The 21,379-nt window shown below is 41.3% G+C and carries 23 protein-coding genes; 7 read left to right on the top strand and 16 right to left on the bottom strand.

The genetic code is table 11. The features are described 5' to 3' along the window. Positions 1-41 precede the first annotated feature (41 nt). From ABI367_RS13410 to ABI367_RS13400, 3 genes are read right to left on the bottom strand one after another with little or no spacing between them, the layout of a single operon-like run. A complete protein-coding gene (locus ABI367_RS13410) occupies positions 42-707 on the bottom strand; it encodes a DNA-3-methyladenine glycosylase family protein (protein WP_462229765.1) in 666 nt (221 codons plus the stop codon). Positions 708-710: 3 nt separating this feature from the next. Further along, positions 711-1,226 (bottom strand): hypothetical protein, encoded by a 516-nt coding sequence (locus ABI367_RS13405; RefSeq protein ID WP_462229763.1) that lies wholly within the window; start codon positions 1,224-1,226, stop codon positions 711-713. Then, positions 1,219-1,521 carry a KilA-N domain-containing protein gene (locus ABI367_RS13400; protein WP_462258090.1) on the bottom strand — a complete coding sequence of 101 codons (303 nt, stop codon included), beginning with the start codon at positions 1,519-1,521 and terminating at the stop codon, positions 1,219-1,221. The genes ABI367_RS13405 and ABI367_RS13400 overlap by 8 nt, the downstream gene beginning before the upstream one ends. A gap of 203 nt (positions 1,522-1,724) precedes the next feature. Between ABI367_RS13400 and ABI367_RS13395 the strand changes: the two genes are divergently transcribed. From ABI367_RS13395 to ABI367_RS13380, 4 genes are all read left to right on the top strand, one after another. After that, positions 1,725-3,005 (top strand): replication-associated recombination protein A, encoded by a 1,281-nt coding sequence (locus ABI367_RS13395; RefSeq protein ID WP_462229759.1) that lies wholly within the window; start codon positions 1,725-1,727, stop codon positions 3,003-3,005. 30 nt (positions 3,006-3,035) lie between these two features. Beyond that, the gene (locus ABI367_RS13390; protein ID WP_462229757.1) at positions 3,036-4,508 is read left to right on the top strand and encodes a DUF5687 family protein; all 1,473 of its coding nucleotides are present in this window, start codon (positions 3,036-3,038) and stop codon (positions 4,506-4,508) included. Positions 4,509-4,510: 2 nt separating this feature from the next. Then, the gene (locus tag ABI367_RS13385; RefSeq protein ID WP_462229755.1) at positions 4,511-5,251 is read left to right on the top strand and encodes an ATP-binding cassette domain-containing protein; all 741 of its coding nucleotides are present in this window, start codon (positions 4,511-4,513) and stop codon (positions 5,249-5,251) included. Positions 5,252-5,375: 124 nt separating this feature from the next. Beyond that, the gene (locus ABI367_RS13380; RefSeq protein WP_462229753.1) at positions 5,376-5,870 is read left to right on the top strand and encodes an N-acetyltransferase family protein; all 495 of its coding nucleotides are present in this window, start codon (positions 5,376-5,378) and stop codon (positions 5,868-5,870) included. 38 nt (positions 5,871-5,908) lie between these two features. Here ABI367_RS13380 and ABI367_RS13375 read toward each other — a convergent pair whose 3' ends face one another. From ABI367_RS13375 to ABI367_RS13365, 3 genes are all read right to left on the bottom strand, one after another. Then, positions 5,909-7,972 (bottom strand): alpha-glucuronidase, encoded by a 2,064-nt coding sequence (locus ABI367_RS13375; protein WP_462229751.1) that lies wholly within the window; start codon positions 7,970-7,972, stop codon positions 5,909-5,911. Between the two features lie 336 nt (positions 7,973-8,308). Further along, the gene (locus tag ABI367_RS13370; RefSeq protein ID WP_462229749.1) at positions 8,309-10,177 is read right to left on the bottom strand and encodes a M61 family metallopeptidase; all 1,869 of its coding nucleotides are present in this window, start codon (positions 10,175-10,177) and stop codon (positions 8,309-8,311) included. 66 nt (positions 10,178-10,243) lie between these two features. Next, positions 10,244-11,362, bottom strand: coding sequence for a DUF4407 domain-containing protein (locus ABI367_RS13365; RefSeq protein WP_462229747.1), 1,119 nt, complete (start codon positions 11,360-11,362; stop codon positions 10,244-10,246). Positions 11,363-11,580: 218 nt separating this feature from the next. Between ABI367_RS13365 and ABI367_RS13360 the strand changes: the two genes are divergently transcribed. The 3 genes from ABI367_RS13360 to ABI367_RS13350 are packed head-to-tail and all read left to right on the top strand — an operon-like array spanning position 11,581 to position 13,004. Beyond that, positions 11,581-11,895: a rhodanese-like domain-containing protein gene (locus ABI367_RS13360; protein WP_462229745.1), complete on the top strand. Its 315-nt coding sequence runs from the start codon at positions 11,581-11,583 to the stop codon at positions 11,893-11,895. A gap of 1 nt (position 11,896) precedes the next feature. After that, entirely contained in the window at positions 11,897-12,085 is a 189-nt protein-coding gene (locus ABI367_RS13355; RefSeq protein WP_462229743.1) for a DUF6358 family protein, read from the top strand. Positions 12,086-12,098: 13 nt separating this feature from the next. Beyond that, positions 12,099-13,004: a prohibitin family protein gene (locus ABI367_RS13350; RefSeq protein ID WP_462229741.1), complete on the top strand. Its 906-nt coding sequence runs from the start codon at positions 12,099-12,101 to the stop codon at positions 13,002-13,004. Positions 13,005-13,106: 102 nt separating this feature from the next. Here ABI367_RS13350 and ABI367_RS13345 read toward each other — a convergent pair whose 3' ends face one another. The 10 genes from ABI367_RS13345 to ABI367_RS13300 form a co-directional block, all read right to left on the bottom strand. Continuing rightward, a complete protein-coding gene (locus ABI367_RS13345; protein WP_462229738.1) occupies positions 13,107-13,361 on the bottom strand; it encodes a Txe/YoeB family addiction module toxin in 255 nt (84 codons plus the stop codon). Beyond that, the gene (locus ABI367_RS13340) at positions 13,358-13,612 is read right to left on the bottom strand and encodes a type II toxin-antitoxin system Phd/YefM family antitoxin (RefSeq protein ID WP_462229736.1); all 255 of its coding nucleotides are present in this window, start codon (positions 13,610-13,612) and stop codon (positions 13,358-13,360) included. Before ABI367_RS13340 ends, ABI367_RS13345 begins: the two co-directional genes overlap by 4 nt. Before the next feature lie 246 nt (positions 13,613-13,858). Next, a complete protein-coding gene (locus ABI367_RS13335) occupies positions 13,859-14,296 on the bottom strand; it encodes a DUF983 domain-containing protein (protein ID WP_462229734.1) in 438 nt (145 codons plus the stop codon). Then, complete coding sequence (locus ABI367_RS13330) at positions 14,280-15,167, bottom strand: AraC family transcriptional regulator (protein ID WP_462229732.1); 888 nt, start codon at positions 15,165-15,167, stop codon at positions 14,280-14,282. Before ABI367_RS13330 ends, ABI367_RS13335 begins: the two co-directional genes overlap by 17 nt. A 308-nt stretch (positions 15,168-15,475) precedes the next feature. Then, complete coding sequence (locus ABI367_RS13325) at positions 15,476-16,060, bottom strand: carboxymuconolactone decarboxylase family protein (RefSeq protein WP_462229730.1); 585 nt, start codon at positions 16,058-16,060, stop codon at positions 15,476-15,478. Between the two features lie 69 nt (positions 16,061-16,129). After that, positions 16,130-16,675, bottom strand: a complete 546-nt coding sequence (locus ABI367_RS13320) for a peroxiredoxin (RefSeq protein WP_462229728.1) — start codon at positions 16,673-16,675, stop codon at positions 16,130-16,132. Positions 16,676-16,793: 118 nt separating this feature from the next. Then, positions 16,794-18,521, bottom strand: coding sequence for a PAS domain S-box protein (locus tag ABI367_RS13315; protein WP_462229726.1), 1,728 nt, complete (start codon positions 18,519-18,521; stop codon positions 16,794-16,796). Positions 18,522-18,564: 43 nt separating this feature from the next. Next, positions 18,565-20,130 (bottom strand): ATP-binding protein, encoded by a 1,566-nt coding sequence (locus ABI367_RS13310; protein ID WP_462229724.1) that lies wholly within the window; start codon positions 20,128-20,130, stop codon positions 18,565-18,567. A 316-nt stretch (positions 20,131-20,446) separates the two neighbouring features. Then, entirely contained in the window at positions 20,447-20,770 is a 324-nt protein-coding gene (locus ABI367_RS13305; RefSeq protein ID WP_462229722.1) for a phosphoribosylpyrophosphate synthetase, read from the bottom strand. Between the two features lie 27 nt (positions 20,771-20,797). Further along, positions 20,798-21,253, bottom strand: a complete 456-nt coding sequence (locus tag ABI367_RS13300) for a hypothetical protein (RefSeq protein WP_462229720.1) — start codon at positions 21,251-21,253, stop codon at positions 20,798-20,800. Positions 21,254-21,379: the final 126 nt, after the last annotated feature.

Here is a 21,379-nt window from a genome sequence, read left to right as displayed (position 1 = left end):
AATCTGTGTATAGATTTCTCACTACGTTCGAAATGACATTTTTATTTATTCTTTTTTGGCGCCGATAAATAATAATGCCATAACACCATCGTAGCTACCGTACGATACGGTTGCCATTGCAGGGCGACAGCGGCCACTTCTTGTTTAGGGGTTGATGCGGGCAATCCTTTTATCCGCTTCAGCGCGTTAACCGCTGCCAGGTCACCCACAGGGAAAATATCCGCGCGTTGCAAAACAAACATCAGGTACACATCAATCGTCCAGTTGCCAATGCCTTTAAGGGTAATGAGTTGGGCACGTATGTCGTCATCAGGCAAATGCTCCATTTCGGCTAAATTGATCTGCCCGCTTACTAATGCCTCTGCTAAATATTTTATGTAAGCTGTTTTTTGGCGACTGCAATAACAGGCCCTAAATTCCTCATCAGTTAATAATAATACGCGGGCGGGGCTAAGCTCCTGCACCTTTTCGCGCAGTTTATTTAAGGCTGATAGGGCAGATGCCAGCGACACCTGCTGCTCCAAAATAATATGCACCAATGTTTCAAATGTATTGGGGCGGCTCCATAAGGGCGGGTAGCCGTGGGTTTGGATGATGGATGAAAGAGCAGCATCGGTGATTGCTAGTTTATCGCAGATTGTGTTATAGGTTGATTGATTAAAAGTATTGTTGATTATATAGCTTTTAGGCTCTTTATCTACTTGCATTAATCAATTTATCTTTTTCTTAATTTGTTCAACAGCATCAACATAAATAGAGGAGTTTTCTTTTTTTATAGATTTAAGCAAGTCAGCTTTATTTAAATTTACTAACTGTTCTTTAGCAGTTTCATTTAAAATTTTAAAACGGTCTCTCTTACCCAAACCATTTTTAATTAGTATCGAATTTAGATTTTCTAAACTTGACAATACAGCAAGTTCATTTATACTAGCCATATCTCTGATATTTTCATTATTTAAAACTCTTTCTGGATTTAAGTCTCTCCATTGTTTAGCTGTACATCTAAATAAAACTAAATTTAGTAAATCAGCCTCATCTGCATATGCCAGCCATTCTTTAGCTTGAGTATAACCTGACTTGGGTACAATGTATTTTTTTACTGCATCTGTATGTATTTGATAATTTGCTTTACTTAAAATCCTTTTAACATTCCATTCAAGACCATATTGATTGCTTTCAATTTCTTTCAGGCGCTGATATTCTTTTATTACATATAATTTAAACATGGGGGCTTATTGCTCCGCCAAATTCAAATGCAATATCTTTATGAGCATAGGTGCCTCCATGTTTACCTAATTTCGAGAAAATGCCAATTGCATTAGTTTTTTCAACCCATTGTGAAATGCTTAATGTAAAAGTTGGCAAACCTGCTTCTTTTTTAAAGTGGTCGAATTCGACCACTTTAAAATTTGGATTATAAATACTTTCCCAAGTTCCCAGGTATTCGATTGTAGTTCTTGTTCTTATCCAGTTCTTTATAATATCAGCAGCTCTGACTTCATCATTTTTTGCTTTAACCATATCAGTTAAACAGATGTAATCATTGTCGTTAAAACTTGTAATAGATATGTTTGTACCTAGTACGGATATTATATTTGTCTTGTTCATGCCATTATTATATTAAAAACGAGCGTAATCAGTAATAAACTTACTTAGAATTGATTTGTTATTAAAATTACTAAATTTCTTAGGATTTAGCATTTACTTTCCCGAATTTTACCTGCATGAATAACCTGCCCCCATTAGCCGAACGCATGCGCCCCAAAAATCTGGATGATTATGTGGGGCAAAAACATTTGGTTGGTCCGGGTGCGGTGTTGCGTAAGGCGATAGAGAGTGGTGCGCTGCCATCCATGCTGTTTTGGGGGCCGCCGGGGGTGGGTAAAACTACGCTGGCTTATATTATTTCGCAAACGCTGGATAGACCCTTCTTTTCGCTAAGCGCCATAAATTCGGGCGTTAAGGATGTGCGCGAGGTTATTGAAACCGCATCGCGCTTAAAAGACGAGGGTGATAACCTGCCGGTGCTGTTTATTGATGAGATACACCGCTTTTCCAAATCGCAGCAGGATTCGCTACTGGGTGCTGTAGAACGTGGCATTGTTACGCTGATAGGCGCCACTACCGAAAATCCGTCATTTGAGGTAATATCGGCTTTGCTGTCGCGCTGCCATGTATATATTTTGCAGCCATTGGTTGAGGATGACCTGGTGAGCCTGTTAAACAAGGCCATGAAAGAGGATGTGGTGCTAAGCAAAAAGAAGATCACCATTAAAGAGCATGAGGCATTGCTGCGTCTGTCGGGCGGCGATGCGCGTAAGCTGTTGAATATATTTGAGTTATTGGTAAATGCTTTCGACAGTAAAAATATAACGCTTACAAACGACATTGTGCTGGAGCATGTACAGCAAAACATGGCCCTGTATGATAAAGCCGGCGAGCAGCATTACGATATTATTTCGGCCTTTATTAAATCCATGCGGGGTAGTGACCCTAACGGCGCGGTTTACTGGCTGGCGCGGATGCTGGTAGGGGGCGAGGACCCGCTGTTTATTGCCCGTCGTATGCTGATACTGGCGTCCGAAGATATTGGCAATGCCAACCCCAACGCGTTGCTGTTGGCACAGGGCTGCTTTGAAGCGGTAAATAAAATTGGTATGCCCGAGTCGCAACTCATCCTGTCGCAAACGGCTATTTATTTGGCAACATCGGCCAAAAGTAATTCGGCCACTACGGCTATCGGCGCGGCAATGGCTTTGGTAAAACAAACAGGTGACCTGCCCGTGCCCCTGCACCTGCGCAACGCCCCAACCAAACTGATGAAGAACATTGGCTACGGTAAAGATTATAAATACGCCCATAGCTTTGAGGGTAATTTTGTCGACCTCGACTTTTTGCCCGATGCCATAAAAGGCACTAAATTGTACGACCCAGGTAACAACCCGCGTGAGTATGAGTCAAAAGAAAAGTTAAAGAAACTTTGGGGCGACAGGTATAAATATTAGTACCTTAACCTAATTTACAGGTTCACATACATGACAACCACCTTCATCAGGCATGAGCTTAAAGCGTTTTGGCGCGCCCGCAATACGGGCAAAAGTATAGCTGTACATATTGTTATTGGCTTAATGCTGCTGTACCTGCTGGCTTGCGCGCTGGCCGTAGGCTTTTTTATGGATGTGGTCCTGAAAAAAATATTTCATCAGGAAACACCGGTGGTTGCTTTTTGCGGCATCTTGTTAATGTATTACCTGTTCGATCTGTTATCGCGTATGCAATTACAGGAACTGCCAACCTTACGCGTACAGCCTTATTTGCAATTGCCTATTAAGCGCAATACGCTGGTTAGATATTTGTCATTTGCCTCTTTGGTATCTGCATTTAACTTATGGCCGTTTATACTTTTTATACCTTTTATTTTAAAAGTGATAGCAGTAAATTTTGGAGGGCTTACTGCCGCGGCATTTATCCTTTCTATTTTTGGGCTTACGGTATTTAATAATTACCTGGCTTTGTACGTTAAGCGTATTGCCAGCTTAAATGGTTGGATATTTTTAGCTGCATCGGTAACGCTGGTACTGGTAGGCATGGGCGATTTTAAATGGCACTTGTACTCTATCCGCAATTTCTCGTACCTGTTTTTTGGCAATGTAATATTGCATCCGGTGTTAGCAGTATTACCATTGTTATTAGCTGCTGTAATATTTTACCTCAACTTTTATTCCCTTAAACAAAACCTTTACCTCGAGGAGATGGTAAAGCATAAAACCCTGCGCAAAAGCACTACCGAGTTCCCGCTGCTTAACCGTTTCGGTATAATTGGGGATCTGGTAGCTAACGAGATCAAGTTGGCCCTGCGTAACAAGCGACCCCGTTCGGCGCTTATCATGTCATCATTCTTTTTGTTTTATGGGTTAATATTTTATACTAACCCCAGAATGGGCGAACTGGCCAGAATATTTGTAGGTATGTTCATGACCGGAATATTCATTATTAACTATGGTCAGTTTATGTATGGCTGGCAGGCCACGCATTTTGATGGGTTAATGGTAAGTAAAGTAACCTTTACCGACTTTTTAAAGGCCAAATATTTGCTGTTTACTACAGTATCAACCGCGGCTTTTTTACTGACCCTTCCTTATGTTTATTTTGGCTGGCATGTGGTAGTTATACAGTCGGTAATGTACCTGTGGAACATAGGCGTTAACACCACCGTCGTGCTGTTTTTTGCCAATCGCAACGGTAAGCGCATTGATCTATCCAAAGGCGCGGCATTTAACTGGGAAGGTGTTGGGATAACGCAATTATTGTTGGGGCTCCCGCTACTGGCGCTTCCCTATGCTTTTTTTATGCCACTTAAATATTTTGGCTACCCTAACCTTGGTTTTGCTGTGTTGGCAACCCTTGGTTTAATTGGCCTGCTTACCCGCAGCTACTGGATAAAAGTTTTAGCTGCCGATTTTGAAAAACGTAAATACAAAGTAACCGAAGGCTTTAGAAATAAGTAATTATGATAGCTATTAAAGATCTTAAAAAAGTTTACAATAATATACTGGTTGTTAACGTGCCCGAACTGCAAATTGCCAAAGGCGAAAGTATTGGGCTGGTAGGTAATAACGGCGCGGGTAAAACCACGCTGTTCAGGATGATGCTTGATTTGATACGCCCTGAAGCCGGAGAGGTATTGATAAATGATGAGAATGTAGCAGGGCATGATGATTGGAAAAACTATACCGCATCATACCTTGACGAAGGCTTTTTGATAGATTACCTGACGCCCGAAGAATACTTTTATTTTATTGGCGGCCTGCACCAGCAAAGCCGCGGGCAGGTTGATGATTTTTTAGCAGGTCTTACTGATTTTTTTAATGGCGAGATATTAAAACGCGGCAAATATATCCGCGATCTATCCAAAGGAAACCAAACCAAAGTAGGTATAGCATCGTGCTTGCTGCAGCAACCGCAATTGCTGATGCTGGACGAGCCGTTTGCCAATATTGACCCAACTACACAGTTCCGTTTAAAAAACATGCTGAAAGAGGTTAATAAAACCGGTGTTACCACGCTGGTATCAAGCCATGACCTTAACCACGTTACTGATGTATGCGACCGGATACTATTAATGGAGAAAGGAAGGATCATTAAAGACATGGCCACCAGTTCGTCAACACTAAGCGAGTTGGAAGATTATTTTGCCATTGAGCATACAGGTGCCGGGCAAATAAAAGTTGATGATGAGGAAAATCATTAATCCAGATAAAAATAACTGTCATTTCGAACGAGGTACGAGGAGAAATCTTATACGCCACGCTACTTAGCACCTGTATAAGATTTCTCACTACGTTTCGAAATGACAGGGGAGAAAATGTATTATTATGTTCACTATCCGCAAAGCCACACCAAACGACGCAGCAATCCTACAACAAGTAGCTAAACCAATTTGGTGGCATACATACCTGCCTTTGTTAACCGAGGATCATGTGGCGTATATGTTTAATGAGCGCTACTCCATTAAAGAACTTACCGAACAAATTGAGCAGAGCATCCAAACCTATTTGCTGTTGTTTGAGGATAGTGAATTAGTTGCTTTTGCATCCTACGGCCCGCGGGAGGATGATCCGCAGGTATATAAATTGCATAAATTATACTGTTTGCCATCTACGCAAGGTAAGGGCTACGGCAAAGCGTTGATAAATGAAGTGTTTAAAAATGTAGCGGCGCTTGGTATTAAAACTTTAGAGCTTAATGTTAACCGCTACAATAAATCCTGCGGTTTTTATGAAAAAATGGGCTTTACTGTAGCCTATGAAGAGGACATTCCCATTGGCCCTTATTGGATGAATGATTATGTGATGCGGAAAGAATTGTAAACAAAAAACGCCCCCAGAATTTCTGAGGGCGTTTTTTGTTATTTAATATTTAACGGCGGTGTAGCTTCTATATATTTCAGCGTGGTCATTGGCCGCTCCATATCCGGTGGGAACGGCAGGTTGTTAAACGTTTGGAAATATTGCAATACCCCATCTTTCCATATCTGCGCGTCGCGGGTTTGGCGCATCAGCCGGGTTTGCACATCTGCAAAGCGCTGACTATCCACATAAGGTTTGGCATTGTCCCATATTTTTTGAAAATCCCTTACTGTTGTTAAGCCATCCTGGTATTTATAACATAACTCTTCCCACAGGCTGCGGCCGCTTTTCATTTTATAATCCCAGGGTAAATGATGGAACCAAAGCAAATATATTTCAGGCGTTTTATTAACATCTGCAAAAACAGATTGCAACGGTTCTTTATACTGACTGATAGCGTCGCTGCCTGTTTTTGTACGGTCAAACCCTAAGCCTTTAGCATCAGCCTTATGATAATAGGGAGGCGTCCAGTCAACACGCACACGTGGCGGTGCGTACCAAGGACCGGGGCCATAATGCTCATAGGCCGAAAACATGTGGTGCAAGCCCAAAGGCATCATATAGTTTACGGCAGCTTCACGGCTCTGCAGCATCATTTTTTTAACCGGTAGCAAGAAACCGCTATTCCAGGCTGTAGTAGCGGTTAATAAGGTTTCGTTTGTTTCCCTCGGTGAAAAGGTTTGTACAAGCCATTCTTTGGCTATCTGGTCGCTGGTTAAGGTATTGTTCCATGCCAGTCTGCCAAACGCATACCAGTTGGCAGCCGCAAACGGATGGCCGCACCAGCTGCTATCTAAACCAACATTAGCAACACCGGCAATAGCGGTATATTTTTGCGGGTAAATGCTGCCATCAGTAACCTTGCCTACGGTGCTGCCTTCGCCTTCCTGGTAGGTATCGCTTTTTAAACATTCCTCCCACATGGACGATAAGAAAACTAAATGAATGGCATGACCAAGGTACTCCTGTGTTATCTGGAACTCGGGCATAACCGATGTTTTTTTCATCGCGCCAAACAAAGGGCTAAAAGGCTCGCGCGGCTGAAAATCAACCGGACCATTTTTTACCTGAATGATCACATTATCTCTAAACTTGCCATCCAGCGGTACAAATTCCTGGTAAGCCTGCTTGGCCCGGTCGGCATCCGTAGTGCTGTATACAAAGGCGCGCCACATCACAATGCCGCCATAAGGCTTTAACGCGTCAGCCATCATATTGGCACCATCTACGTGGGTGCGTTTATAATCCTGCGGACCGGGTTGGCCCTCGCTATTGGCTTTTACTAAAAAGCCGCCAAAATCCGGTATAAGCGCGTAAATTTCTTTTGCTTTATCCTGCCACCATTTAATTACGCCCGGGTCCAACGGGTCAGCAGTTTTTAAGCCGCCAACTTTTATGGGCGATGCAAAGTTGACCGCTAAATATATTCTTACGCCGTACGGGCGCATTGATGCGGCAATTTCCTTTACTTTACCTAAGTAAGGTGTTGACAATACCATCGGCGATGCATTTACGTTATCGATTACACTGCCGTTTATGCCAATAGAAGCATTTGCCCGTGCATAATCACGCCATCTGTTTCTTTCTGCATCAGTTACTGTTAACGAATCTTTTCCTTTATGCCAAAATAAAGAGTTGCCGCCGAAGCCATGTTCCATGCTGCCATTCAAATTATCCCATTGATTTAGTACACGGCGTTGGTATGAGGGGTTTGATACTACATTATCTGTAGTTTCGCCCGTTTGTACACGGCGCAATAGTTCAAAAGCTCCATATAAAATACCCAGTTCATTATTGGCCTGTATAACGCCTTCATTTATTTTAAAGCCATCGCCTTTAATATCCTTATCCGCTTTAACAATAAGCTTTATGGTTGATCCGGCTTTGCCCTGCCAGCCTTCTGTCAGTTCTTTTTTGGCCATATCCAAAACTGCCGATTGTTTGGAGGTGGTTACGTTTACCGCTTTTGCAGGATGTTTGCGCAGCCAAAGCTCATAGCCGTTTTCGGCCTTTAATGTGCCGATGCATAGCAATACGACAACAAAACTTAAGATTATCTTCATAATTGGTTTATTTAATATTGTTGCCGATGGGGAGGCGACTAACAAAGCCGAAAATTAGAAAAAATAGCTTGGTTTAAAGTTAATCTAGTAAAATTTTACAATTACTGCCATACCAAAGGTATTATTTAACGTAGCTCGATATTAAGATTGACTAAAACTGATATGACCCGTAGGGTCTACCTATTTGTAGCACATAGTTAAATTGATTTGATATGACCCGTAGGGTCTACCCTTCGCGATTTGGGTAACCCCTAACGGGGCAATAATCTAACGGAGACAATTTATTCTACAAACAGGTAGACCCTACGGGTCAATATTGTTTATATCGAACTCCTCTTATTTAACTTTTGATGCTAACCATGCGTTCCTAAAAGCCTGCTGTTGCGATGTTAATGGTTGCCCCGCTTTTTCAAAGGTAACCACTTCAAATGCAGGGTTCTCTGCTAATGTAATGCTGGTTTCGTGCTGGCCCGTACGGTTTTTATAAGTTATGCTGATCTTATCGCCCGGTTTTTTGGAGGCAATTATTTGATTAAGCGTGGCAACACTTTTGATGTCGTTACCATCGGCTTTGGTTACCAGGTCGCCGGCATCAATGCCCGCTTTATATAATGGTGTGCCCATTATAGTATTTGAAAGTATTGGGACACCCTCGCCGCTAACACGAACCTGCCCGGCACGCCCCCTCACGGCCGTGCCTAACTGCCCAACCCAGGCTCTGCCCGGTTGCGCTTTGCGCAACAATAAGCCTGCTTTGGCTAATAATGCGGCGTAATCATTTTTTTCGATGCCATTAATGTAACGTGCAAAAAAGTCGGCAGCGAACTTTGGGTTTTTGGTTACCTTACCCAAATCGGTTTGCAGGTCGGCAACGGTATAAGGTTTCATCACCTTGCCGCGCAATAGCCAAACCTGGCGCATATAGTCGTCAAGCGTTAAGTTAAAATCGGCACGTAACCGCAAATCAAGTGCTAAGGCAATGGCCCCACCATAGTAGTAATATGTGGTAAAGCTATTGGCATAATTAACCGGATCGATAGATACTCCCGCATCGGTAAACACAGCATCCCGGCTCATTTGCGTTGCCGGGAATTTGGCCGCACCGGGTGTGTTAAGCACGGCACTTACCAGCCCGGCAATGGTAGGAGTATATTCGTCGATAGTATTAAAGCCTGCACGTGTTAACACCAGTTCGCCATAATATTGGGTAAACCCTTCGGCAAACCAAAGCTCATTGCTCATGTTGGCATGTTCAAAATTAAACGGCTCTAAAGATTTTGGTCTGATACGTTTTACATTCCAGCTATGAAAAAACTCGTGCGAGAAAGTACCTAACAGGTCCTTTTCGTTGCCAGCCACTTTATCGGCATTATCAACTATACAGGTAGAGTTACGGTGCTCCATACCATCGGGCGAGTTGGTAGGATGCACATCATCCAAAAAAGTATATTCACCATAATCATAAGTCGCTAACTCGCCAAAAACACCCTGTTCTTCCTTTACCACTTTTTTTACCATTTCGGCAAAGTTGTTGATCGCCGTCGGCGCATCGTCTGAGTGTACGGTTAGGTTTATCTGCTGACTTTTTCCATCAGGATTAGCAACGCTCCAACTCGTACTGTTATAGGCCGATAACTCTGTAGGGCTGTCCATCATGTATTGCAGATTAGGTGCCGAGTAAACACTGCCGCCTTCATGCTTTAATTGCGTAGCCACTTTCCAGCCGTATTTATCCAGATCATTAAATTCAAATTTTACCGGGCGCGCATCCTGGCCCGCAACCCACATAAAAACGGCGGGCATATTTAAGTGCGCGTGGCTTGGGTCAATGCCCGCATAGGTGCCGTCGGTCCAGTTGCCAAATAGGGTATAGCTTACTTTTACCACATCTTCATGCACGGGTATATCATATACATCGCCCTGTACCTGGATCATCTCCAATGGAGAACCATCAACGTTAAATGCTTTGACATTATAGATGTTTTTACCAAACTCGTGTGTGGCATACCGCCCGGCTGACGAGCGGCTCATGTGCAAATGCAAAACACCTGCCGGTGCTTGCGAAATGGTCATCACAATTTCGGCCTCGTGATGGGCAGCGTTGGGGAATGAAACGGCGTAATAAATAGGCTTTGGCGCAGGTTGTGCCAAAACGGTTAAAGCATAAAATAGCGTAAAAACGGCGGTGAATACTGTGTTTTTCATCAAGATCAGATTAATCGTGATTAAAGTACAGTTTTAATAATAAATAAGCAAGAGGGAGCAGTTACTTTACTCGTATCTATGCCTGTTTTTACCTTCTTCTGCGTTGTTGGTTATTACCCGCTTTCGATGCTGTACATCCGCATCCAAATGATGATCGAACACATTGTCGGTTATGGCCATATCCCGCTCTTTATCACGTTCGGCATAATGGATATCAGCTTCGAACGTTTTGGCAAGTGCCACATCATACGGCCCTCTGGGCGACATCAGCTTAACAAAAACCGGTAAACACTCAAATAAGATAAACAAATATCCGATAAAAGAGATAGCCAAATAGGTATCTAAATCGCGGGTGCCGTTTTCATTATAGGTAAGCTGACCCAGCGCCCAGTTACGGTCGCTAAAACCGGCTACTGCCGAGAGACTGTCCAACTGATGCTCGGTAAAAAGTCGCAGACTATTCAGCCCCTCAAAATCCTTACGCTGGGCAAGGTATTGGTCCATTTTATCTGCATTGTCGGTAACCAGTTTTAGGCGGGCCTGCTTTTCTTCCAGCACGCTTTGTTTTTGCTTGGCATAGGTGCCATAGCCCGTTATGCCCGATGTTTGGTTGGTTTTGTCGCCAAATACTTCCTGATTTAGTTGGTAACGCGAGCGGTTAATGTCTTTTTCAAGCGAGTCCTTTTCCTTTTTAAGGTCGACGGTTTTGGCCAGCTCCATGCCGTATTTTTGCTCGTATGTTTTTTGCAGGGTATCAATTTTACGGTGCTGCCCCTTTAGGTAAGCGGTTTTTAGTTTTTGGCGGATCTCCTTATCAAAAACCTTTAACTCCAAAGGGCGCGAAATAACTATACCAATCATAATAGCCAGTAAAATACGCGGCGATGCCTGTAGTATTTGCTGATTGGTAGTGCCTTCTTTATTAATACTGGATACAATGTAGCGGTCCATATTAAAAATGGCCGTTCCCCAAAGCAAGCCAAACAATATGGCAAAGCCCACGGCAAACGCGCTGCCGCTAAATACAAAATACATGGCGTATCCACCCGATAGCGAGGCAAACAAGGCGGTAAAAAATATAGTGGCCCCTATGCCCACATATTTATTATGCTCAATAGGGTATTTTTTTAAAGTATCTATATGCGCTCCGGAACAGAACCAGAAGAAGCGGGTTATTTTCTCCATTTAAGTAGGATATGATATTAATTTAATAATAAACGCTTACAGGCTGTTAATGTTACAAGCCTTATTCAAATATATAAATAAATAGTACTATGTATTGCATACTAACGATTTAATTAGCATCGGTTATTTTACATAACGATGGGTTTTAAACCATCGTTATAAGGTATTTGTTTTCATCAAAAAGAAGTACATTTGATTATTAATATATTATTTATATCATGAAAGAAATAAGCGTACAGGAGTTAAAAGAGAAAATAGACAAAGGTGAAGATTTCCAGCTGATAGATGTAAGGGAAGATTTTGAATATGAAACATCCAACCTGGGTGGTTTATTGATACCACTGGGCGGAATTTTAATTGAAACTGATAAAATAGCTAAAGATAAAGATGTAGTAATTATGTGCCGCAGCGGCAAACGCAGCGCCGCAGCTATTATGCAGTTGGAGCAACAGGGCTTTACTAACCTATATAACTTATACGGCGGCATTTTAGCATGGGCCGAGGATATTGACCCAACTTTAGACGTTTACTAATATGTGGAAGAAGATAGCCCTAAACGTACTATACAATATTGTTATTTTAATAAGCCTTTACGCCATATATATTGGCGTAGATAGTAAACGTTATGAATTTTGCCTGGCGGGGGCTTTTGCCGCTGCTATTGTTGTGATATTAAAGTTAAAACTGATTAAACAAATAAAAGAAACAACCAAACAACCTTAAACCCCCAACAGCCATGTTTATCGCAATTTTAGGAGTAATTATACTTGTTATAGGTACAGTGCTCAAACGCTCGCCCGAACCGGCCAATCATTTTGGAGGGTTAGTTACCAATGTAGGCATAGGTGTAGTAGTATTAGGCTTGCTGCTCTCGGCAGTAAAAATTATACAGCCGGGTAAAGTTGGGGTGCAAACCCTGTTTGGTAAGGTTCAGGATAACGTGATCGAAAGCGGCCTGCATGTTATAAACCCGTTGTTTGATATCACCACCTTTGATATCCAAACGCAAAATTATACCATGAGCGCGGTTAACAACGAGGGCCAAAAGGAAGGTGATGATGCCATACGTGTGCTATCGTCTGATGGGTTAGAGGTTACTATTGATATTTCGGTATTATATAAGGTTAACCCAAGCAAGGCCCCTTATATCTACCAAAACATAGGTGAAGATTATATTGAAAAAATTGTACGCCCGGTTACCCGTACGGCCATCAGGGATAATGCGGTTAATTACCAGGCGGTTGACCTGTACTCAGTAAAACGCCAGGAATTTCAGAGTAAAATTACCCAAACCATTGAGCAAAGCTTTTCTAAAAGAGGGTTAGAATTGCAGCAGGTGCTGGTTCGTAATATCGCGTTGCCGGCATCGGTAAAAGCCAGCATCGAATCAAAGATAAACGCCGAGCAGGACGCGCAAAAAATGCAGTTCGTATTACAAAAAGAACGCCAGGAAGCCGACCGTAAACGCGTAGAGGCACAAGGTATAGCCGATTACCAAAAGATACTGTCAACCGGTTTATCTGATAAGCAATTACAATACGAAGCCATCAAAGCACAAAAAGAGATCGCGCTATCGCCAAATGCCAAAGTAATTATTATTGGCAGTGGTAAGGGTAATCCGATTATGTTGAGCGATAAGTAGAAAAAAGAGACTTACGAAGTTTTTAAAACTTCGTAAGTCTATACCCCTTGGTCAAGTGTCCACACTTGACCGAATAACGAAATGTTTTTGTTAAGCTGGAACTTAATAATGATAACGGCATTGAAAAATAACTACCGAATCGTTTTCTACTTTATAAACCAGCCTGTGTTCAATCGTTATCCTTCGCGACCATAGTCCTGCTAAATTATGTTTTAAAGGTTCGGGTTTACCATTGCCTTCAAAAGGGATACGTTCTATCTCTTTTATTAAAGCGTTAACCTTTTTCAACATGGCTTTATCATTACTTTGCCAGTACAAATAATCCTCCCATGCCTGGTCCAGAAATATGATCTTCATTCTTCAATCAACTTTCTTTCCTGGCCTTTCCCGTTCTCATGATCTTCAATACTCTTTAATAATCTTGTCGCGTTTTTTGGGCTTTTAAGCAGATAGAAAGTTTCTTCCATACTTTCATAATCTGATTTTGATATTACTACCACATCCTCATTTCCTGCACTAGTGACTATTAACGGTGTATGACTATCACGAACTTTATCTAAATAGGATTTTAACTGTTGCCTGAATGAGGTATATGAGGTTACTACCATGATGCCTGATTTTTTATAAAGATAATAAACAAGACAGGCATGTACAAATTTCTGTACATATTTTTATTTATACCTTATATGGTTCGCTCGCGCTCATTGCCCGGTCAAGTGTCTATACTTAACCGTAATATTAACATCTTGTCATTTCGAACGAGGAACGAGGAGAAATCTTAGACGCTTCGCATATCGCAATCAAGCGTATAAGATTTCTCACTGCGTTTCGAAATGACAAGTAGGATTCGCTTTTTACGGCACAAACTTTTGATAATCATCTTTAGCCCGGTGCGGTTCGTAATGCACGCCCGGTGTAAGCCAGTACAATAATACTACGCGCGAGTATCTGAAATTAAAAGGAGCTAGCAAAAAAGCTGTGGTAAATAAAAAGCCTAAATACAACCAGGGGTTATGGCTGCCGGTTAAAATATAAGTACCTACGGCAACCGTTACCATTTGGGCCACATTAAACGCATAGCTCACAAACATGGCCACATAAAAATAGCCGGGTTCAATCTCAAACCTAAAGCCGCAATGCGGGCAGGTATCATTCATTTTTTGGGATGAAAGCGCATACATTTTATTGGCAAACATATCCCCGCGATGACATTTGGGGCATTTGGCATGCATGGCAGCGTTTAGTGTTGATACTTCGGGCATGGTGGTATCGGGTTTAGTTATGGTGTACATGATTGTCTGATATTTTTCTGAACTCTTCAGGAGTCATCCCTTCCTGCTTTTTAAAAAACTTGCTGAAGTAGGAGTTATCCGCAAAGTTCAGGTGGTTTGCAATTTCTAAAATGGTCATTTCATGGTTTATCAATAAGCGCTTGGCCTCTAAAGTTATCCGGTTACGTATAACCTCGCCGGCTGATATACCCAGCACATCATTACAAAGCGCGTTAAGGTGGTTGGGTGTAATGTATAGTAGTTCGGCATATTGTTTGGGCAGGCGCAACTGCATATAGTTGCTTTCAATTAGTTTTTGAAAGCTGCGTAACAGGGTATAATTATAGGATGGGGCGATAGTTCCGGGCGCGTCTATTTTTAAACGTGCTATGGTAATAAAAAGCTGCAGCATGATGGTCCGGGCCATATCAATACCTAAGGAATTGATAGTCTCATTTTCTACAACAAGGTCCTCAAACAGGCTGATAATTTTAGCTTGCAGTTGTTGCGGAATATCAATAACCGCATCCCTGGTTATCCCGGCAAAAAAAGGCAGGTCGTCCAGGTAATTGGCTTTCAACAAAAACGATTGGAAAAAGGTAGTCGAGAAGTTAATGATATAGCCATCTACTTCGCCCTCAAAAGCCCAGCTATGTACCTGGCCTGGTATCATAAAATATATTTGAAAGGGCTTTACCGGGAAGTTCTCAAAATCAATAGTTTGATTGCCACCCCCTTTGGTAAAAAACACCAGGTGGTAAAAGGAATGTTTATGCGCCAGGTGCAGGTTTTTGTGACTTTTTAAATATGGCGCAAAACGGCTTATAAAAATATCGTCCTTTTGCTGGTGCGACAGGGTGCAAATATCATATACAGGTATAACAGCTTTCATTGTTTTATGTAAACAAAGATACCTGCTTGTAGCCGTAAACTATGGTGGTATTTATACTGTTTGTGGTATTTTTTACTGATTATAAAAAAATACTCAACATTATCCAATACTAATTGACAATAATCTGATATGACCCGTAGGGTCTATCTATTTGTAGCATTTAATAAAAATTATTTCTTATGCCCTGTTAAGGGCTACCCTTCGCTAATTTGGGTAACCCCTAACGGGGCAATAATATAAGCGGCATACTTTTTCTACAAATAGGTAGACCCTACGGGTCAATATTACTTATGTAAAGCTCACTTTAATTAATAAACAATCTTTCCTGTCGAAGTAACTAAAGATGCCAAACGTACGGCATCAAAAATGCGCTCCTCGGTAGTTCCCAATTTTATAAGGGAATCTTCGTGCGCGTTAACGCACATTTCGCAGCCGTTAACGGCTGATATGGCCAGGCTCATCAGTTCAAAAAACTCTTTGCCCGTTACCGGTTTCATCATTAGCTGCATACGTATGCGTGCAGGTATCTGGGTATACTTTTCCTTTTGTGTAAAGTGCCTGAAACGGTAAAAAATATTATTTGATGCCAGCAATGAGGCGCAGCCTACCGCTTCGGCAATTTCTCCGGCATCCGCGCCTTGCTCTTCGGCGTAGCGTGTAAAGTATTGTGTAAGTGGCTGGTTGTTGTTATTTACCGCGGTGCTTAAGCCTAATAAAGCACATTCTTTGGTGTTTAAATGCTCGGAAGTTAAGGTGCTGGTAAAATTAAGTTTCAAATCTCGCAGGTAACGCGATTCGCCTTTTTCAAGCAGTGTGAGGCTATCGGTACGGTAATTATTATCAAGGCCAAGGGTTGTTAATAATTCCTGTATAATTTCGGTGGTTTCGTTCATGATATTATTTTAAACAAAAACGTCATTGCGTTTCTTGCAATGACGTTTTGGGGAAGTTGAAATTTATAATTAAACGCTTAAAGTTTCTTCGCCTTTAACCCAGTTACAAGGGCAAAGCTCGTCTGTTTGTAAGCCATCAAGTACACGTAAAACCTCTTTTACGTTACGACCCACGCTTAAATCGTTTACACAAACCCAGCGGATTATGCCGGTTGGGTCTATAATAAATGTAGCGCGGTAGGCGATTTTTTCGTTAGGCTCTAAAATACCCAGTTCTTCAGCCAATGATTTTGAAGTATCAGCCAGCATTGGAAATTTTAAATCGCGCAGGTCGTCATGATCCCTTCTCCAGGCAGCATGTACAAATTCAGAATCAGTTGAAGCGCCAATCAGGCGGGTATCGCGGTCGCGGAATTCGCCGTAACTTTTATTAAATTCAGCTATTTCAGTAGGGCAAACAAAGGTAAAGTCCTTTGGCCACCAAAACATTACTGTCCAAACATTATCATCATTAACCAGGTAATCTGAAGTTAATGTTTCAAATTCTTTTCCTTTTTCTAAACTAACAACGGCCGTTTTTGAAAACGCCGGAAATTTTTGTCCTATTGTAAGCATATAATATTTTTTAGTTTTTGCAAAGATAACATGCGTTACCTTTAAAACTAATAACATTAATTTATAGCATATAGTTTATATCTATATAGTTTGGCGGTAAATATTAAAAACATCTATATTAAAGTCTAATGGTGGTAACTGCGCCAAGCCCCGGTCCTTCGCTGGTTATTTCAAATGTGCCATCGTGGCTTTCAATAATTGATTTACAGTTATATAGCCCTAAGCCAGTACCGGTTTTTTTGGTGGTGAAGCCACGTTCAAAAAAGCGTTTACCGGTTTCTTCGGTAAAGCCTTCGCCGTTATCGGTTATGGTAATTTCAACCTTGTCTGCTTGCGGTCTGGCCACGATGCTTATTTTTTTATCGGGCATATCCATGTTTATAGCTTCAATGCTGTTTTTAAGTACGTTTAAAATTACCTGCATCAGTTTGGTATGATCGCCTTTAATAATGGGCAGACCCGGCTGTACGTTTATGTTAAACTGTATGCCTTTTTTATCTAACGAAGCAAAAAGCATTGACCTGCAATTATCAATCAAACTATCAAGGTTAACAGGTTTCCTGCTTTGCGGGCCACCGTGGTCCTTAACAAACTGTCGTTGTATGTTCAGTATTTCTTGTATATGAGTAATTATGTTTAGCAACTCCCTCATAGAAACTGCTATTTCCTGCTGATTGTCTGCATGGGTATGTGCCAGGCCCTCAGTAAGGGTAATTAATGCCCCGGCCTTTTGCGGCCCAATGGCACCGGCTATTGCAACCTCCTGCGATTTTAAAAATACAGCCAGGCTTTTAATGGTTTCCAGGTTGTTCAACTCCAACGACCGGTTAATGCGGTTTAAATATGAGCCAAAACCTACCAGCGCGTTACCTATATCATGTAATACCTCTGATGCAATTTCAAACTTACCCTGTGCTATGGCTTTTTCAAGTTCCTGTTCTTTTTGCCGGGTAAGCTGTTGGTTTAATACCTTCAATTCTTCTGATTGTGCGTACAGATCCTGATTAAGCTTGTTTAAGGTTTCTTCTGATTCTTTACGTGCAGTAATATTGTGCCCTATACCCAACATCCTGATAATTTTACCATTATCATCAATAACCGGTATTTTTGAGGTTAGCATCCAGCGTTTGCGGCCATCCTCATCCAAAAAAAACTCTTCCTTATTTAGTATGGCCGTGCCTTGTTTCAGTATGCTCATGTCATCCTCAAACCCACGCAGACCAATTTCGTTAGGGTATAGCTCAATATCTGTTTTGCCAATTACCTCGGCCTCACTCGTTGCGCCCATAGCACTAACATCTGCCCGGTTAGCAATAATTTTACGACCCTCCGCATCCTTTACAAAAATCACATCGGGCAGACTGTCAATAAGTGTTCTTAACAATATACGCTCCTGTAATATGGCTTCTTCGGCCTGTTTATGCCAGGTAATATCAACGTGAGTGCCTATAACTACAATTCCCTCCTGGGTATCATCATTATTTAACAGCCGCCCTCTTGACCATATCCAAACCCAACTGCCATCGGCATGGCTCATGCGGAAGTAGTTTTCGTACTGCCCAACCGGATTGTTAATATATTCATTAAAGGTTTCGGCGGCATTTTCTCTGTCGTCAGGATGCAGAAGGTCGTACCAGGCCAATTCTAAATCGTTATCTCCCTGTGTGCCATAGTCGTCAATATTGCGGCCCAGCATAGAAAAATATATACTATTACACCAAAAGAATTTCTTTGACGGCGAATACTCCCAGGCGCCTGTGTTTGAAGCTTTAATGAGAGCCTTATATTTTGCCAGGTCTTTACTAAGGTTTTCCTGCTGTGGTGTGTTTAATGGTTGGTTTTGCACTTTATTATAGGTTTCGGCAATACTATTTTATTGCCATAAATATTTACAGGGGAAGCGTAATGGTAAAAACTGCGCCATTATTGTTGCTAACGTTTATGCTTCCGCCGTGTGCTGTAATGTACTGTTTTACAATAGCCAACCCTAAGCCAGTACCATTGCTTTTATCGCGCGTAACAAAAGGCTCAAACAAGGTTGTAATTATCTCGGGTGGTATGCCCGAGCCATTGTCTTTAATAGTAAGCACCACATTGCTGTTTTGTGTCTCGGCGTCAATATTTATGGTTGCGTCGGGCACATCTTTCGTATATAGCACATCAATGGCGTTATTGATAAGGTTAACTATACACCTTCTTAGTTTACTTTCGTCGCCTACTATAACTAAGTTTTCGGGTATGTTTTTATTGATGGCTATTTTAGCGGCATGCTCATTTATTTCGGCCTGCTCAATTGCTTCATGAACTATTTTATTTAAGTTAACAGTTGTTTTTTTAATCGGTGTATTATTGATAAAATCTAAAAAGTCATCAAATATTTCGCTGGCCTGCTCGGCAGACCGGTCAATAAAATCAATAAACTCACTTTCATGCCCGTCTTCACGCAATAGCCGGGTTAACAGTTTAATATTTTTTATAGGCGATCTCAGGTCGTGCATAACCATGCCCATAACCTGCCCAACTGCCGATAGTTTTTCTTCTTTAATAAGTCGCTCATTTAACTCGGCGTTCCTTATAGCCTGAGCCGCGTTTTGTACAAATAGCTTAAGCAGGTACATTTTTTCGGTTTTCAACCGTTCCTGCTTTTTAAGCACCGCAAAAACCGAATAATGATCCATGCGCGCAAGCACCAACTCATCAATTTGCATTACCTCGTCTATCTCCAGGTTTAAGCCTCGTACTTTTTCTACTAAAGCATCCAGATTAACTTTTTCTTCCAGCGCACCTATAGATAGTATTTTTTCGTAGCTAAATTTATCATCAATCTTGCCTATTAAAGCCATATCGGTCTCTAACGAGGCGGCCAGTTGCTCCAATATGTTTTTTAATAGTGAAGTAAGCTGGTTTTTATTCAGGCCGATAGTAGATATAGATTCAATTAAATGCTCCAGGTTGCGTAGTTTGTTGTAATCAGTTACTGCTTTTGTAGCCAGTTGTATTACTTCCTCGGGTGCATAGGGTTTGCAATGATAACCCACGTTTTCGCCCGCCTGCTCAATTATGTTTTCTATGGATTGATCGCTGTAAGCAGTAATAAAAATAATTTCGGCCTTAATATCATATTTGCGTATCTCAATAGCTGTTTCAAGCCCGCTCATGCCCGGCATCCGCATATCCAAAAATATTACAGCATAAGGTTTCCCTTTTTCTAACGATTCTTTTACACGCTTAACGCCTTCAGCACCATTTGCGGCTTTGTCAATAGTAAATATTGGAATATTGCGTGTGCGTGGCGAAAGCAGGGGTTTGGGTGCATCAAACAAAATGTTTGCAGCATCGTTTATCATATCCTGTTCCTCGGTTTGTCCCTTCGGAACTAATATATCTTCGATATTATCCCTCACCATTTCTTCATCGTCTATAACTAAGACAGATGTATTTGCTTCATTCCTCATAATTAATAATTGGCATTATTTTATAGCGGTAATTTAACAGTTTAATAACATTGAAAAAAACAACCGCCGCAGGCTTACTTTAATATAGTATTTGCTACAATTATAACAATTATAAATATATAAATGGTTAGTAATTATACTTTTACGATAGCTAAAGTAGAATTAATATTTAATTATGCAGAATTTTTTAAACATAATATTTGACTTTCGCGGTATTTAATTTACCGTATAGAAAAACGAAAGTCTTTTAAATGTATTTAATACCTATTGGAGTATTTAAAAGTAACTAAAAGTTAAATAAAAAAAGTAAAAATTATTATTTACCGCTTTGATGGTATTTATAATGAAGCTGTTTTAAAATTTCTACTGATGTTTCATCTGGGGATGAGGCCCCGTAGCCGGTTACAAACACGCCTTTCGCACCCGAAGGCGATGTCAAAGCATATACAGTAGCTTCATCGGCAGGGTCAGACGGCCCTTCGTAGCGGTAAAGGTCGACTATCTCAAATTCTTCAGCGGGATATTTATTACCGCCTGCTTCAAAATAACTGCCGTTCAAATTCATATCCAATGTAAAACCTTGCTGGTGCAACTGCTCAATAGCAGCAGTAACCGTAGCGTAATGGAATTGCTGTTTCATGTGGTTTTTTTAATACGTTTAAATATACTAATTATATATTTTATCGCTGGTATGATATATCAACGTATAGCTTGCCAACGCGTCAGTTTGCTGGCGGCCGGATTGCGTGTTTGCTTTTAGGGGCTTTTGTAACAGCCGGGTGCTATCCAGCATAAACTGGAGGTTTAGGGTGTCTTTTATGCCCTCCTGCATAAAGCTCCAGTTGGCTTGTATAATATTATTATTAATGGTGCCCGTTAGCGATCCCTTCCTGCTATCTTTTTGATAAGGCAGCCAGTTCATAGACCCGGTTACCTTATTGTTTTTTATAACTAATTCAATGCTGGTACTGTCGCGGTTATTATTACCCTCGGTTAGTAAGAAGCATAGCGCGCTTGCAATTGGCGGTTTTACAGTTGTACCGTTTTTTGCGTTATCGCTATTTTCATTTGTTGAGCAGGAGGATATAATCAACAACATCGCCAGTAAGGTTATTAGTTTCATTATATAATGACATTTAAAAAGCGTAAAAGTTTTATATAGCTTTCTCTTATCGTATTATGGCAATATAACCGCTTAATTTTCCATTGGGGATACCTTGTCCAAGGGTCAGCAAATAGTAATAAGTTG

Origin of the sequence: Mucilaginibacter sp., from assembly GCF_039935595.1 — a bacterium.
GTDB lineage: Bacteria > Bacteroidota > Bacteroidia > Sphingobacteriales > Sphingobacteriaceae > Mucilaginibacter.
Note: the sequence above shows the minus strand (reverse complement) of the source record. Positions and strands in the feature narration are given on the sequence as shown.

Excerpts from the sequence above, each read along its gene's own strand:
- ABI367_RS13410 (WP_462229765.1), bottom strand. The coding sequence starts at position 707 with ATGCAAGTAGATAAAGAGCCTAAAAGCTATATAATCAACAATACTTTT.
- ABI367_RS13405 (WP_462229763.1), bottom strand. The coding sequence starts at position 1,226 with ATGTTTAAATTATATGTAATAAAAGAATATCAGCGCCTGAAAGAAATT.
- ABI367_RS13400 (WP_462258090.1), bottom strand. The coding sequence starts at position 1,521 with ATGGTTAAAGCAAAAAATGATGAAGTCAGAGCTGCTGATATTATAAAG.
- ABI367_RS13395 (WP_462229759.1), top strand. The coding sequence starts at position 1,725 with ATGAATAACCTGCCCCCATTAGCCGAACGCATGCGCCCCAAAAATCTG.
- ABI367_RS13390 (WP_462229757.1), top strand. The coding sequence starts at position 3,036 with ATGACAACCACCTTCATCAGGCATGAGCTTAAAGCGTTTTGGCGCGCC.
- ABI367_RS13385 (WP_462229755.1), top strand. The coding sequence starts at position 4,511 with ATGATAGCTATTAAAGATCTTAAAAAAGTTTACAATAATATACTGGTT.
- ABI367_RS13380 (WP_462229753.1), top strand. The coding sequence starts at position 5,376 with ATGTTCACTATCCGCAAAGCCACACCAAACGACGCAGCAATCCTACAA.
- ABI367_RS13375 (WP_462229751.1), bottom strand. The coding sequence starts at position 7,972 with ATGAAGATAATCTTAAGTTTTGTTGTCGTATTGCTATGCATCGGCACA.
- ABI367_RS13370 (WP_462229749.1), bottom strand. The coding sequence starts at position 10,177 with ATGAAAAACACAGTATTCACCGCCGTTTTTACGCTATTTTATGCTTTA.
- ABI367_RS13365 (WP_462229747.1), bottom strand. The coding sequence starts at position 11,362 with ATGGAGAAAATAACCCGCTTCTTCTGGTTCTGTTCCGGAGCGCATATA.
- ABI367_RS13360 (WP_462229745.1), top strand. The coding sequence starts at position 11,581 with ATGAAAGAAATAAGCGTACAGGAGTTAAAAGAGAAAATAGACAAAGGT.
- ABI367_RS13355 (WP_462229743.1), top strand. The coding sequence starts at position 11,897 with ATGTGGAAGAAGATAGCCCTAAACGTACTATACAATATTGTTATTTTA.
- ABI367_RS13350 (WP_462229741.1), top strand. The coding sequence starts at position 12,099 with ATGTTTATCGCAATTTTAGGAGTAATTATACTTGTTATAGGTACAGTG.
- ABI367_RS13345 (WP_462229738.1), bottom strand. The coding sequence starts at position 13,361 with ATGAAGATCATATTTCTGGACCAGGCATGGGAGGATTATTTGTACTGG.
- ABI367_RS13340 (WP_462229736.1), bottom strand. The coding sequence starts at position 13,612 with ATGGTAGTAACCTCATATACCTCATTCAGGCAACAGTTAAAATCCTAT.
- ABI367_RS13335 (WP_462229734.1), bottom strand. The coding sequence starts at position 14,296 with ATGTACACCATAACTAAACCCGATACCACCATGCCCGAAGTATCAACA.
- ABI367_RS13330 (WP_462229732.1), bottom strand. The coding sequence starts at position 15,167 with ATGAAAGCTGTTATACCTGTATATGATATTTGCACCCTGTCGCACCAG.
- ABI367_RS13325 (WP_462229730.1), bottom strand. The coding sequence starts at position 16,060 with ATGAACGAAACCACCGAAATTATACAGGAATTATTAACAACCCTTGGC.
- ABI367_RS13320 (WP_462229728.1), bottom strand. The coding sequence starts at position 16,675 with ATGCTTACAATAGGACAAAAATTTCCGGCGTTTTCAAAAACGGCCGTT.
- ABI367_RS13310 (WP_462229724.1), bottom strand. The coding sequence starts at position 20,130 with ATGAGGAATGAAGCAAATACATCTGTCTTAGTTATAGACGATGAAGAA.
- ABI367_RS13305 (WP_462229722.1), bottom strand. The coding sequence starts at position 20,770 with ATGAAACAGCAATTCCATTACGCTACGGTTACTGCTGCTATTGAGCAG.
- ABI367_RS13300 (WP_462229720.1), bottom strand. The coding sequence starts at position 21,253 with ATGAAACTAATAACCTTACTGGCGATGTTGTTGATTATATCCTCCTGC.